The 14,635-nt window shown below is 55.7% G+C and carries 4 protein-coding genes; 3 read left to right on the plus strand and 1 reads right to left on the minus strand.

Annotation, left to right across the window (positions count from 1 at the left end; genetic code table 11):
- Window position 1: 1 nt before the first annotated feature.
- The gene (locus AAC850_RS04870; protein WP_340587500.1) at window positions 2-1,561 is read left to right on the plus strand and encodes a putative bifunctional diguanylate cyclase/phosphodiesterase; all 1,560 of its coding nucleotides are present in this window, start codon (window positions 2-4) and stop codon (window positions 1,559-1,561) included.
- Window positions 1,562-1,834: 273 nt separating this feature from the next.
- Here the strand turns inward: AAC850_RS04870 and AAC850_RS04875 are convergent, their stop codons facing one another.
- Window positions 1,835-9,553, minus strand: a complete 7,719-nt coding sequence (locus AAC850_RS04875) for an Ig-like domain-containing protein (RefSeq protein ID WP_340587501.1) — start codon at window positions 9,551-9,553, stop codon at window positions 1,835-1,837.
- A gap of 202 nt (window positions 9,554-9,755) precedes the next feature.
- On the opposite strand from AAC850_RS04875, the gene AAC850_RS04880 reads away from it, so the two are divergent.
- Together AAC850_RS04880 and AAC850_RS04885 are read left to right on the plus strand one after the other, a co-directional pair.
- Window positions 9,756-10,847, plus strand: a complete 1,092-nt coding sequence (locus AAC850_RS04880) for a helix-turn-helix transcriptional regulator (RefSeq protein ID WP_340587502.1) — start codon at window positions 9,756-9,758, stop codon at window positions 10,845-10,847.
- A 303-nt stretch (window positions 10,848-11,150) separates the two neighbouring features.
- Window positions 11,151-14,635: peptidoglycan DD-metalloendopeptidase family protein (locus AAC850_RS04885; RefSeq protein ID WP_340587503.1), on the plus strand; the 3,485-nt coding region annotated here is incomplete at its 3' end.

A 14,635-nucleotide genomic window follows, 5' to 3' on the forward strand; every position in this document is an offset into this window, starting at 1 on the left:
TATGAACCGTGGTGCAATCCATCAGGCTCTGACAGGACCAAGCCGGTCGGGAAAAACGCGGGCGTTAATTGCCGGCGCATTCCTCGTGGTGGCAATGGTCACGGCGGTCATGGAATTGAATTTCGTGATCGGCGCGCTTGCTTTCATGGGCATTCTGGCAGGCGTCCTCGCCTTCATCCAGCTCGCCCGCGAATACGAGAATGCCTACGCGCAGAACCAGGAAACAATCGTTTCGCTGGAAGAGAGCCAGCGCAAGATGCGCATCGATCCCCTGACGGGCCATCTCAACCGCACAGCGTTTACCACGATCCTGCATGATCTGGCCGCGATCGATTCGAAAAGCAGCATGATCATGGTGCTGTTTTTCGATCTCAACCGGTTCAAGGAAGTCAACGATACACTGGGTCACGATGTCGGTGACAGGCTGCTGCAAAGCGTTGGCGAGCGCACAAGCGAAGTTCTTAATGACCCAGTTGCCATCGCCCGACTTGGCGGCGACGAGTTTGCCGCGATCCTTCCTTTCGAAAGCGAAGAAAAGACGCGCGAAGTCGGCGAGGCGCTGATCAACGCGATCGGCCGTCCCTACAGGCTCGCTGATCGTCTGGTCGAAGTGTCCGCATCGCTCGGCATAGCGATCGGTGATCCAGTGGTACACGGCGGCGATGAACTGCTGCGACGTGCCGACATGGCGATGTATGAAATGAAGAACGCCGGACGCGGCGCATACCATATCTTTGACGATCTCATGTCCAACCGCCAGATCCGCGAAAATTCCATCCGCGTCGAGCTTGGCAAATCGCAGTTCGATAGTCGCTTCATGTTGCATTATCAGCCGATCGTGGATGCGCGCACCGGCCGGACCGAAAAGGTCGAAGCGCTGCTGCGCTCGCAGGGAACCGTGCTTGACGGCATTTCACCTGCACTGATGGTATCGGTGGCTGAAGACAGCGGCCAGATCGTGCAATTGACCGAATGGACTTTGGACACGGCCCTGCAAGCTGTCGCGCAGATCCGGCGACCGGTTACGGTCAATGTCTCGCCAGTCTATTTCCGGCATGAGGATTTTGCCGAACGCCTGATCGACCGGTTGATCGCTTCGGGCCAGTCGCCGTCGAGCCTAGTTGTCGAGGTGACCGAGGGCGTGCTTATTTCCGACATCGTCGGAGCGCGCGAGTCCATCGATCTGCTTCGCACGGTCGGCATTGAAGTCTATCTCGACGATTTCGGCACCGGATACTCCTCGCTTAGCTACCTGCAGAACTTCGAACTTGATGGAATGAAGCTGGACAAGTCCTTCATCCAGCGCCTGGGCCAAAGCGACAAGGCCATTCGCATCATCCGCTCGATGGTCGATTTCAGCCATTCACTCGGCATGAAAACGGTGATCGAGGGAGTCGAAAGCGAATGGCAGGCACGCTTGCTGCAACTGCAAGGCTGCGATTACCTGCAAGGCTATGAATTGGGCGTGCCGATGGCGCTGGAGACAATGGTCGGCCGCCTTAACAGCGAGCGTGAGCAAGCCGATGCGAGCCAGGCAAAAACAAAAAGCCACAATGCTTGAAGCTGTCGTCCCTAGGTAAGTGGTGCCAGAAGAGTAACCGCATCAAGCATATACTACTTTGAAATTGCGATGCTTTTTTTCATAAGCTGTGTGTATGCCCCCATAGCTGCCCCGGGACTTTTTGGCTGTGACGGTTCGAGTTCGGTATTTTGAGCGAGCCCAAAAATACTGTCCGAGTCGCAGAGCTTGATCAACGGAAGGACGGTAGAGAGGAACCGAGAAAAGCTCGCCCTCACTCAGGGCCGATACTGGACCGAGTTGATGAAGCCCCCGCTAAGCAAAGCTCTCCGTGATCGTCGTCATGACTTGATCAGAGCTTAGCGACGTTGCGCTTGAGGCATAGAACCAATCAGGCAAATCCGGCGCAAGCAGACCATCCCATTCACTCAGGTCCGAAACACCTTCCAAAATCAATTCTCCTCCATTGTCCAGGCTGAGGATCGTATCGCCGTTTGCCTCCTCAATAGCGACAATCGTACGACCATCTGCAAGATAGAGCTTGTCCACCCCAACTTCGAAATCGGTGATGGTATCGCTATCGCGCGACTTGTCAGGTCCGTCGATAATAAAAATGTCCGCGCCTTGCCCGCCTGTCATGATGTCGCTGCCCTTGCCGCCGACGATGACATCATCTCCGGCACCGCCAAGCAGGATATCGTTGCCCTTGCCGCCCTCGAGGAGATCGATGCCCGCGCCGCCATCAATAAAGTCATTTCCGTTGTCGCCGCTCAGCCGGTCGAAACCCTCCCCGCCGAAAATTTCTTCCTGTCCTCGCCCACCAGAGATTTCATCGTCGCCATCGGTACCAGTCAGGACTCCGCCACCCCTTGAGGCCTCGGCCACAACGCCATCATTGATGGCCGTGACGGTCACGGTGAGGGTGGCCGTATCGGTGAGTGAACCATCAGTCACGATGTAGTCAAAGGTATCCTGCACGATCGTCCCTGGTACGAGCGTATCGGTGATATCGGCATCAGCTGAATAGGTGAAAGAGCCGTCGGCCCCGACCACCAGAGTGCCGTAGACGCCACTGATGGCGGTGCCGGGCAACGCTCCCTCGATCTCGAGGATGGAGAGGATATCGCTATCGGCATCGGTATCGCTGCCGGCAATCAGGTTGCCACCAGTACTTGCATCCTCATCCACGGCAGCAACGTCGTCCTGAGCAATCGGCGCATCGTTCACTCCGACAATCGTGATCGTCACGTCGATGGTTCCGGCGGTGAGGGGCGAATAGCTGCCGGTGGAATTGTCGAGGATGACCAGTTGTCCGAATTCCTGGACGATTTCTCCTTCACCTAGCGCGTCGATCTTGGTCCCGTCGAACACGTAATAGATAAGCAGTCCAACGCCGTTTGCAGATCCGTTTTGCTGGCTGTCGATGGTTCCGCCGAAGGAGCCGATGCGAGCGGCTCCCGTAGTTCCCAGGTATCGGCCGGAACCGGCATGCAGGTCGGTCAGGTCGGCATCGCTGAAGTTGAAATACATCTTCAGGGTGGATGGCGCCTCGGGCGAGCTGGTGTCGGTGATGGTGAATTCGGTTGACTGTCCCGGTCCAGCCCAGACCACCGGCAGATCGTTTTGGCCATGCACGGTCACAGTCACCGTTGCGGTATCTACGCCGCCGTTCCCGTCGTCGACCGTGTAGGAGAAGCTGTCGGTCGCCGTCTCACCAAGGGCGAGGTATTCGAAGGCTCCGGCGGGATTATAAGTGAAAGTGCCGTCGCCGTTGTCGGTGACCTGCCCGGACGTTGAACTTTGATCTATGGAAAAGCTGTGCGTGTCGGACAAATCGACATCCACGAAGTCTGCGGAAACAACGAAACCCGGACCATCCTCGAAAGTACTAGTAGTGAAGTCATAAGCCACTGGCGCGTCGTTTCGTCCGTCCAGCGTAATTGTCACCTGAGACTGGGCGCTGTCTGCGATGCCATCAGAGAGTTCTATCAAATAGACTTGCTCGAGCGATTCGCCTTCGGCCAGGAAATCTAGGTCCGCATCGGCGATGGAGAAAGTCCAATCTAGCACCCTGCTACCCGCAGAAGTTGGGTTGATTGCGAAGTTTCCGAGATAACCGCTGCCGAGTGGTGTGAACGTGGCTGTATGCTCGTCTCCGGCTTCCGGATCCGAGAATGCGAGAACGCCGCTCGCTTCTAGCAGCTTCACTAGTTCGTCCGGATCGCCATCGGCAAGTTCGGTCAGCGATGCGCTGTCAGTCGCAGGACTGTCGCCATCAATGTCCACGAGTAGGGCGGCAAAGGAAGCATCGAGCCCCAGTTCCTGCCCGCTGTCCGTGAAGTAGCCCGTGCCGTCGTTGAGATAGATTGCGCTGGGAGCAGCCTGACGGGCCGCGACGATATCAATGTCGCCATCGCCATCCACGTCACCCAGCGTCGCGTTACGCGTGAGCGCGTTGCCAAAATCCTGCCCCGATGAGACGAAACCTCCCTGGCCGTCACCGAGAAAGAGCTCGTCGAAGGTGACCGAGGCGACGAAAAAGTCGAGGTTCCCATCGCCATCAAAATCCGCGGTTTCGATTCCGTTCGGGAAGCCATTCAGCGCAATCGTTGAAGATGCCGTGAAGCCGCCTGATCCATCGGCGAGTAAGATTTCTGCCCGCTTGTCCGTCACATTGGTCATGACAAGGTCGATATGCCCGTCGCCGTTATAATCACCGGCGATCACCCCGCTATACCGCCCGTTCGGTAAAGTCGTGGAATCCACGGTGAAATTTCCGCTGCCGTCGTTGAAGTAGATGCGCGAAGGCTGGAAACTGTTGGGCGTGACGACGTCGAGATCTCCGTCGCCGTCGATGTCGACCGAGATGCTGTTCAGCGTCCGGTCGAAACCAAGGTTGCGAACCGTCGGAAAATAGCCGGTTCCGTCGTTCAAAAAGAGGTTGGTCCCGCCATTTGAAGACCCGATCACCATCACGTCTAGATCGCCGTCATAGTCGAAGTCCTCGATTTCTAGTGAGCCGACGAGGAACTGGTTGATGTATTGCCCGACCAGGAATTGCCCGCTGCCCTGGTTCAACCAGATATAGGTTCCGTTCCCCTGGTGCCCGCCGACAACAAGATCCTGATCGCCATCACCATCGAGATCGCCAGCCCCGATGATCAAATTATCGCCACCGATCGCGGTATTGGGCAAGGCGCTGAAATTGCCGCTTCCGTCATTTTCAAAGAAAAGGTCCAGCGTCTCGTCCGTCGCGAAGATCAGATCGAGATCGCCCCCTCCACCACCGCCGACGAAGACAGGCGCATCGTTGAGTCCCGTTACCGTCACTTGAACTTGCGCGGAATCCGTCGCCCCGTGCTCGTCGACTACATCGTAGGTCAGCGTGACTATGCCGGATTCGCCGTCAGAGAGATAATCGAAGTCCTGTCCTGGATCGAAGACAAGCTGGTTTCCGCTGATTGAAACGGTTCCTTTGCCGGTCAGGTTGCCTACGGCCGATAGCGTCAGGACGGCGCCGTTGTCAGGATCCACGTCGTTTGCAAGAACGTCGATCGGGATCGCCTCGTCCTCGCCTGTTGCGGCACTGTCGCCGTAAGCAATCGGAACGTCGTTGACCCCGACTAGCCGGAAAGTGACGTCAATCGTGCCGGCCGTCAGCGGAGAATAGCTGCCGGTTGAATTGTCCAGAACGCGTAACCGGACGACCTCGTCGACCACTTCGCCTTCAGCCAGTTTGTCTAGTTCTGTGCCAGCTAGGTTGTAGCTTATCAGGGCCACTCCGGGCGTGGTGACAGTTTGCGAAAATTCCGTTCCGCCGCCGAAGGTCCCGCGGCGTCCTCCAGGTGTGCCGACGTGGATTGTGTTGCCCGCATGGCTGTCGCCTATATCGGCATCGGTATAGAAGAACCTGGGCACCAGCGACACCGATGATGTGGGATCAGGCGTATCATTGATGAGGATCAGATCGCTCTGGCCAGCGGCGGGATCGGCAAAAACGATCGGCAGGTCATTCTCGCCCGTGATGGTGACCGTCGCGGTGGCGGTACCCATGCCACCCTTTCCATCATCGACCGTGTAAGTGAAACTGTCGGTAACGATCGCACCATCTCGTAAATAGTCAAACGCCCCTGCAGGATCGTAGCTGAATGTTCCGTCGGCATTGTTGATGACGGTACCCAGCGTTTCCGTGGTGTCGATCGTGAAGCTGTGCGTGTCGCCCAAATCGCCATCAATGAAATCGGCGGTGAGAGTGATGGTCGGGCCATCTTCGTTGGCATTGCCCGAAATGTCTTCGGCCATAGGCGGCTGGTTGGGGAGCGTATTCGCAATGTTGGCGAACGTTATCGTCGCCGACTGACTGCCATCCGGCTGCGTATCCCCGTCGGTCAGCAGGAATTGCACCAGGGCAGATTGCGAAAAGTCATCCGTCGTCACGCTGTAGGCAACGGAGCGAAGGATCGCCTCGGCCGCTTCCGGCGTACCATTGGCATTAAAGAAAACTCGCAGACCAGTGCCGCTGGTGCCAAATGTGGTGCCGACCAGCACCCCTTCGTAATACGCCTCCATCCCCTCGAAACGGACCTGTCCTGCACCGTCGCCCTCGCTGACGAAACTGAGCATGCCATTCCCGTCGGTAATGTTGATGTTCCAGATCCCGGTAATGTCGGCGGAATCGGTATCAGAGACGATCCCGTCCGGAGAAATGATCCGCGCACCGGAGTCGGCGATGTAGTCCAAATTGACATCGGCTCCCGCAGCCTGCGGATCAAGATCTACGAAAGGCGCATCGTTGACGGGCGCAATCACAACACTGATCTGCTGTTCGTCGACGCCTCCGTTCCCGTCTTCCACCAGCACGATGAAACTGTCAGTACCGCTGACATTGGCAACGGGGCTGTACGAAAGCGTATCGCCGATGATCGAGACAGACCCGAGGGACGGCTCCTCGCCAGGCTTCAGCCGGAATGTAAGAGCGTCCCCATCAGGGTCGCTTGCCTGCAAACGGATCGGATCGCTCGGCGTATCCTCACTGGTCACAATCTCGGTCTGTGCACCGCCGGTCAGGGAGAAATCGTCAATCTTGATGTGGTGCCCAGTCCACCACCCGTAGGGCCGAAGATCAACGCTGGTCAGTCCTGCGCCGACAAGGCCGGGATCGCTAACGGTGAATTCTGCGACACCATCGGAATCCATGTCGATCACGACGGTTCCGCTGTAGCTATCGAGGTCGAGAGAGAAATCACTCCACACGTCGAAGAGCGAGGACGAGAAGATGTTATCGGCAAAGAGGTTATAACTGGAGCCGCCCGGCAGCGTGACGATCAGCTTCGGCCGGTCGTAATTAGCTGCGTTGTCGTCGTAGTCGGGAGCCCACGCCGTTCTTTGCGTCGTGAGGTAGAGTTGAACCTGATCGCCATCAGCGGTCTCAAACTGGAATATGCTGCGACCATAATAATAATCGCCGTAATTCCTAACATCCGAATTGTGGTGAAAGATACTGTAACGCAGAGACGCGTCTTCGACCGGATATCCCGGAGTGAAGAGCGCCTTTACTCCGAGGTCGGTCTGGTACTGCTCGAGGTAAAGGTACCCGCCGGTTTCCACGGCGTTAAACGGAAAGCTCCAGCCATCACCGTTCAGAATACCGTCGTCAAATCCGTCCGAATAGGCGAAGCTGGGGTGGAATTTCGGCGGCGCGTTTTGATCCTCGGGCTCGATCGTCACTGTACCGAAAGAGACGGCACCTTCATCGTCGATGATCCGATAATCGAACGAATTGGGGCCGACGGGGCTCGTATTGGAAACAAACGAAATGGTGCCGGCTCCGCCGTAAAACAGGTCCCATCCCGCTGTGCTCCACGTCGACGTGGAGGTCTCAAAGAAGTAGATGTCTCCGCCATCAGGATCAAAATCATTGGCGAGCAGGTCTGCCACGGCGAACGAGCCGCTGCCACCTACCGGGAGAGTGATCGTATCGTCCCCGGCGACCGGAGCGGCGTTTTCAAACACCAGCGAGAAAGTGTCGAAAGCACTCAGCTCCCCGTCCGATGCAAGGAGGCGCACTTCGACCGAGCTGCCGATTGTGCCCGGCGCAGTACCGGAAAAGGTTGCACCATCGAACGTGAGCCAGGACGGGAGCGGATCCCCGTTAGCGAGAGCGGCTGTCAGAGTGAGAATATCGCCGTCGGGGTCGGTGAAAGCTTCTGCGGGAACGTCGATTTCGAATGCCGTGCCCGCAGCAAGGTCCACATCGGGAAGGGGTTCTGGCGACAGATCGGTGTATGTCACCGTGGGTTCGGCTGGTGGATTGGCCGTTTCGTTTCGACCTAGCACCACGCTTCCATAGGTCTCACTGTAGGTATAAATTTGCAGAAGGACGGAATCGAAGTCGCCGGACCAAGCGGAAACGTCTTTCAAATCAGTCCCTTCGAAAGCAATTCGCTCGGCATCGTACATGACGAACTGGATCTGAAACAATTCGAGGCCGGCCACCTTAGGGCGTGTTGCACCTGACGGAAGCTGAAAGCGGATATCCAGTATGTCGCCGCTCGATGTGTTGTCACGCAACGCAAACGAGGCAGGCAGGGAAATGGTATCGCCTGCGATCACCATGGTTAGCCTTGCGCCACCATACGATGCTCCAGAGCTAACGTGTCCCGTTCCGGGTGAAAGATCGAGCGAATATTCGAGAACAAAGCTGATTGGTTCATCATTCGCCAGACCGACTGCACTGGCATCAATAGTCGTGTCGAACTGGACAACCTGCTGGCGACCTGTGGCGATGGGCGTGGCATTGATTTCGAACGGCGAAAGCGTCTGCGTTGCCCACACACTCGTGGAAGGATCCTGATCTTGGAACCACGCGATCAGATTGCCCGTGGAGAGCCCCAGCAAGCTCTGCGAGTTGGATTGATAACTGTCGCCATTTTCGATTTGGAAAACTTCACCGACGGGATTTCCCATGGCGTCAAATGCGCGCGCTTCTATTGTTGAATACGCTTCAACGCCGGGCGGATTAATGCCGTCCCAAGCTACGACGAAACCGCCATCTGCCGTTGCCGTCACGCTTGGTTGATACTGTCGCCCGTCGACCCAGTCCGTAACGGTGACTACTTCGGAAACTGGCGTACCGTCCGGCTGGAAAACCTGGACGAATGTATCATAGCTTCGAGCCGTGGTCGGACCGACATTGACAGCCCAGGCAAAGACGAGATTGCCATCCTCCAAAGTTGCTGCGTCAAAGATCGAACCGCCCGTCAGCGTTGGTTGAACAATCTCAAAGGCAGGATGCACGGGGGCAAAGTCGGTGTCGAACACCTGCGCTGAGAGAACCCCTGCATCATCGATCCAAGTGACTACAAAGCCCTCGCCCACAGCCTCGATCTGGTGCGACTGGCGCGCAATGCTGAGCGAGAATGAAGGTAAACCAAGAGTGACGGAGGATTGCGGAACGCCGTCAAGATCGAAGGTTTGGCCACGGAGAAAGTAGAGGGCGTGCCAGCCTCTTTCTGGAGTCCAGACACTTTCGCTTTCCAACCAAATTGTACCGACAATTCCCGCGTTCGTCGCCGCGACACGTGCAAAATTAGGATTAGCATTATCGCTGTCGTCGGCGAGCGTGCGAAATTCATCTTCGAAGCCAATCGTAGTTCCTTGCTGAACCTCATACGGCGTAATGAGTCTTGGCTGCCCGGTTGCGTCGAAATACTGCAGCACGAGCCGGTCTACCGACGTGTTAGAATCGGGATCGTAGACCATGGCGAAGCCGCCATCTGGCAACGCAGCGATGTTGGGCATTCGCGGCGCGGAACCCGTGGCGATGGCAAGCGTGAACGCGGAGCCTAACGGTTCACCGCTGGCATCAAGGAACTGGCCAACCAGATAATAATCCGCCGCTGATCCCCCTAGCCCGCTGGTGGTCACGGCAAGCAATCTTCCGTCTGCCAACTCGATGAGATCCAGCATGGTGGGATCTTCGAGGCCGGATAGCTCTTCGAACTCGAAATCTATGGGTTCGTAAATCCTATTCACTGTCACCCCCTGTCAAGCATCCGTATACGGTCCCAAGAGACAGACCGAAACTTGGTCACGAGGTTGAAATTGTGCTGACTATTGGTAATCTTGTCATCATCAGTTCTGATGACGTTCTCGGGAAAATCCGAGTCGACTCTGAAAGGTTGAATGGAAGGAAGGCGGAGAGAGAATTTTAACTCGGCATTGAGGGGGCAATGTCTTGGATTTTATTGGCAAAATTTATGAAGCAATCGAGGATGAGGACGCTTACCTCGCCCTGCCGGAAATGCTCGCCCATTCCGTAGGTGCGCGCTCCTGCACTCTTCAATTGTTCGACGCGAACTACAGTGTCGAAGACATCAAGGTGAATCACTTCACCGACGAGATGCTGGACTTCTACGTCGAGCATAATCTTCAACATTTCGACGCTTGGGTCCTTTCGATGGATCGAGATGCCGACTGGGGCAGAGCGCGACTGTTCAGCGATCGGCTCTCCGCAGATGAATTCTGCAACAGTTTTTTTTACAACGAATTTATTCGCCACTTCGGCGATGACACAGTTCATTGCGTGGGCTTCGCTGACTCCCGAACGGATGGCGGCACTTTGCTCGTTGGCCTTCACCGGCCGAGAGATGACGTTGACTTCACCGAAGAAGAGAGACTCCGGCTCGAAACGCTGAGGCCGCACCTGACGCGTATGATTGTCCTGCGAAACAAGCTTCAAAAATTGTGCGATTCCGCGGTTGGCGCGCAAGTGGGTATCGATAGCGTTGAAGATGCCTTCATCATCGTGCGCAAAGACCGGCGGGTACAATTTGCAAACGCTTCAGCCGAGATTCTGTTGCGGGCCCAGCAGCTGATCCGAATGAAAGATGCGAAGTTAGAGTTAGTGCGGGCAGTGGATCAGCGGCGCCTAAAGCGCGCGTTGCACGGCGCGTCGACCAATCGGTTTGACAGGCACACCGCGTTTCCCGCGCGCGACGCGAATGGCAGAGATTGGCGCTTTTCAATCGTCCCCAAAAGTTTCGGCGGTGTTACTGCACTACTAATCTGGATAGATCGTGGAAGAGCGGGCGCGTCCGCCGCAGACCTCCTGCGAAGCCTATACGGCCTGACCAGGGCGGAAGTGCCAGTGCTCATGGCTCTCAGTGAAGGCCTTTCTGCGCTCCAGATATCCAACAGACAGGGCATCTCAATCGCTACAGTACGAACCCACATCCAACACATTTATCAAAAGACTGGAGTGCACAAGGCGAGCCAACTCGCCACGCTGGTGGCCAGCCTGCCGAAATTGCGGCGTGCACCGCAGTAGGCTCGCGAAGATACGACCGGTTTACATTAAACGATTAGATAGCTGACCGTGCCCTGAGAGACTTGTCGTGTGTTTCAGTGTTAATTTTAGTGGCTAGTTCTCTCACTTTTCTAAGAAGAGACGCTACGAGTCATTGATCACGGAAACGGACATTCTTCGTGCTCTCCGTGGCGAAGTGAAATAGGCCAACAATAAATTCTTTTCCGCGTCCATTTTGACGCAACCTCAAAAAATCATGGGTGTTAGTTAGGACGTGATGATAGCATCATGATAATGACTTCACATTGGGGCAGGGGATAGTGAATGCCAATAGCCAGTCGATTTCGTCATCCGTTAGGTGATGGGAGCATTACAGCTAGTCGAGACGGTGACGGCTACTATGTCGCCCAAGGGTTTGACGAGCCCAATGGCGAACTAGGCGGTACCTACCATCTTGGCGCCGACTGGAACGGTGAAGGCGGCGGCGATACGGATCTTGGCGATCCTGTCTTTGCGATCGGAAACGGCACTGTGATAGCGATTGTCGGTGATCAGGGAGGATCAACGACGGGTTTCGGCAACTACATCATCCTTCGGCATGACCTTCCCGAACCAGAAGTGATTAATGGCATCACGGTTACGCATGTCCACAGCCTCTATGCCCATTTGGATAGCGTGGCAGGGCTGTCTGTCGGTCAGGACGTTGCCATTGGTCAGCAGATCGGATCGCTCGGCAGCAGTGGCGCCTCCAGCCTTGCCCATCTGCATTTCGAGATCACACTCAACGATACACTGCCCACGGCTGATGACGGATACAACCCGGCAGGCGCTCCCGCGACATGGGTCGACCCAGTGGCGTTTGTCGATGCGCGACTGGTGGGGGTAGGCGCTTCAAGCGAGACGCTGAGTGACCTTGCCGATTTCGCCTCGCTCTCAGATTTGGCCTATGGCAGCTCCGATTTGCTGGCGTCGGGTAATTTGCCCGATGGCTGGCAATATGTGCCACCCGGCGAACTGGGCATGACCTATCAGGGTCTGACTGAAGCAGGCGCGCAGCGCTTCTCGTTCCTTGGTCACGAAGTCCTTGTCGACACTACAGGCGTGCTGAGGAACGATATTGGCGGCGTGCAGGCGGGCGTTCCCGGCGAAAACGGGATGTTTGTGGCTCGGAATGGCGAAACCGGACAGATCGCTCTAGTTTTTCGCGGAACGGACCCCTCTTTACTGGCGGCCCCGGCTGATTTCATTCAGTCTTACCCTGGAATTGTGACTGACAACCTAGATTCAGCACTCTCCCAGTTCGATGCCGTGTTTGCAGCGCTAACTTCATATCTGGCAGACCTTTCAGGCTCCTATGAAGTCGTTGCCACCGGACACAGCCTAGGCGGCGCGCTTGCCGCTGAAGCGCTCAATTACAGTTCTAATGTTTCCCTTGGATATGGCTTTGGCGCGCCGGGGATGACGGTTGATGGGGCTGGCCAATTCACGATCATTCGGCACCAGAATGATCTTGTTGGAGAAATGTTCGACTCAAGAATTGGCAGCAACGATTTGCTGCTCTGGGACAACCGCAATGGCGAGCGCCTCAATCTCGCATCGCATTCGCTGGGGCAATACAATTCCGAATTAAGTCGCCTTGCGCAAAGCGATATTTTTGCAGCCTATCCCGCTGACCAGATATTTTCGATTTTTATCGCGAATGAATGGAATGGCTATCATGGCGTGATGCCGTCTGATCCGGCGCCTTTTTATAACGTTTTCGGCGGACTACCGGGCGATTTTATCGATGCCCGCGGAACGTCCGGAAAGGTCATGATCGACGGATACGGCGGCGATGATACCATTCACGGATCGACCTTCGCGGATTTTCTTGCAGGAAACGCAGGGCGTGACACGATCTATGGTGAAGGAGGCGATGACACGATTTATGGCGGTGGTCAGAACGATGATTTGCGCGGCCAAGGGGGCAACGACACCATATACGGTGGCCGGGATGCCGACACGATCTACGGCGGTATCGGTCAAGACCGCCTGTTCGGTGAGCACGGTTTCGACACTTTACGGGGCGAGTCCGAAAACGATTTTCTATACGGTGGAGACGGCGGCGACACCCTTTACGGCGATGGCGGCAATGATGTTCTGAACGGTGAGGCTGACGCCGATACTATGTTCGGCGGCCCAGGCGCCGACCTTTTCGTCTTCGACGGCAGCTCAATCCAGCTTGGTCTTTTTCAATACGAGATCATCAAAGACTTCAACCAAGGCAATACCGGCAGCTACGATTCCGGTGAAGGCGATGTAATCGACCTGACCGCCATCTTCACCGAGTTTGGCGGGCTTGGACAAGCGGCGACAACGCTTTGGAAAACCGACAGCGCAAGCGGCAAGACCTACATTTCCGTTGATCCAGATGGCAACGGCGCGATGGGTTGGCGTCGAATAATCGAGCTTGAAGGCCTTCCCTCGAACGCGCAGCTCAATGTGCTAGTTGACGATGGCGTGGGCGGCGGTGGAGAGGTGACGACCGGCTTGACCGTAAGCTCCCCGGGCTCCTTCACCATCACTCCTTCATCGAGATATGTTGGTGAGCACAACGGCTCAATTACATTTGTCGTGTCACGGCCGGAAACGGCTTCAAGCGAGACGGTATACATTAGCACCACGATCAATCGCGGCAGTTTGAATAATTCGGACTACGAATTTTGGCTCAATGTGCCGGTGACATTCGCTGCTGGTGAATCTGCGAGGGATGTGACGATCAACATTCTCGATGATGCCAACGAGGAATATCCAGAGACATTTGGCCTCATTGTCCAGTCGAACCCTGACCAGCCCGCTAGCGAATACCTCGCTTCTGCATCCTTCACGATTATCGATGATGACTTCTCGGGACCTAGTGGAACGCCCACTGATGGCAACGACGTCTTTACTTTCGAAGGAGTATTTTCCTCTATTGACGCTGGATTAGGTTTCGACAGCCTGGCGGCAAACTTCGGTCAAGCCCATTATAACGGGCATTCGATACAGTGGATGGAAATACGAAGTTCGGGCGAATTACGTTTCGGTTACAATGGTACTTTTCGGTCGATCTATCTCTCAAATTTCGAATCCTACAACATCACAGGCACTGACGGTGGCGACTTCTTCTACGGTCTTGATGGAGGAAATACTTTTCATGGCCTTGAAGGTAACGATCGAATATTCGGTGGCATTGCCGCAGACCTTCTCGATGGGGGCGCAGGTAATGATACTTTTTATCAGGTCGGATTTGGCGACGTCGTCGAAGGGGGCTCGGGCAATGACCTAGTGAACTTCGATTTCAGTGGGCACACCGAAAATTTGACGATCAACTTAGCCACTGGAGAGGCAACTGGTGGTGCATTGACAGGGATCGAGCAGGTTGCCGGAATTCTTGGCTCGGGCGACGACAGCATTGCTGTGTTCGGCAACCTCTTTGGCATCGATGGCGGCGCCGGAACCGATACAATCACGTTGGATTATTCCGATGCGTCGACTGCCGATGGAACGCAAATTACGCACGTCCATATCCAAGAAAGCGGACGTCTAATCTACTACTACGCTGGCGGATGGGTCGACAGCCGATATTTCAACAGCTTCGAGAGCTTCAATGTCACCGCCACCAATGGCAATGACAACATCACCGGTGGTGACGCAGGAAACCGCCTTTATGGCCTCGATGGGAATGATTATCTCAAGGGCGGTAGCGGCGTCGACCTTCTCGATGGGGGCGCAGGTAATGATACTTTTTATCAGGTCGGATTTGGCGACGTCGTCGAAGGGGGCTCGGG

This window comes from Erythrobacter alti, from assembly GCF_037996805.1.
Taxonomy (GTDB): domain Bacteria; phylum Pseudomonadota; class Alphaproteobacteria; order Sphingomonadales; family Sphingomonadaceae; genus Alteraurantiacibacter; species Alteraurantiacibacter alti.

Bases quoted from the DNA above. Each gene is read 5' to 3' on its own strand.
- AAC850_RS04870 (WP_340587500.1), top strand. From the start codon at position 2: ATGAACCGTGGTGCAATCCATCAGGCTCTGACAGGACCAAGCCGGTCG.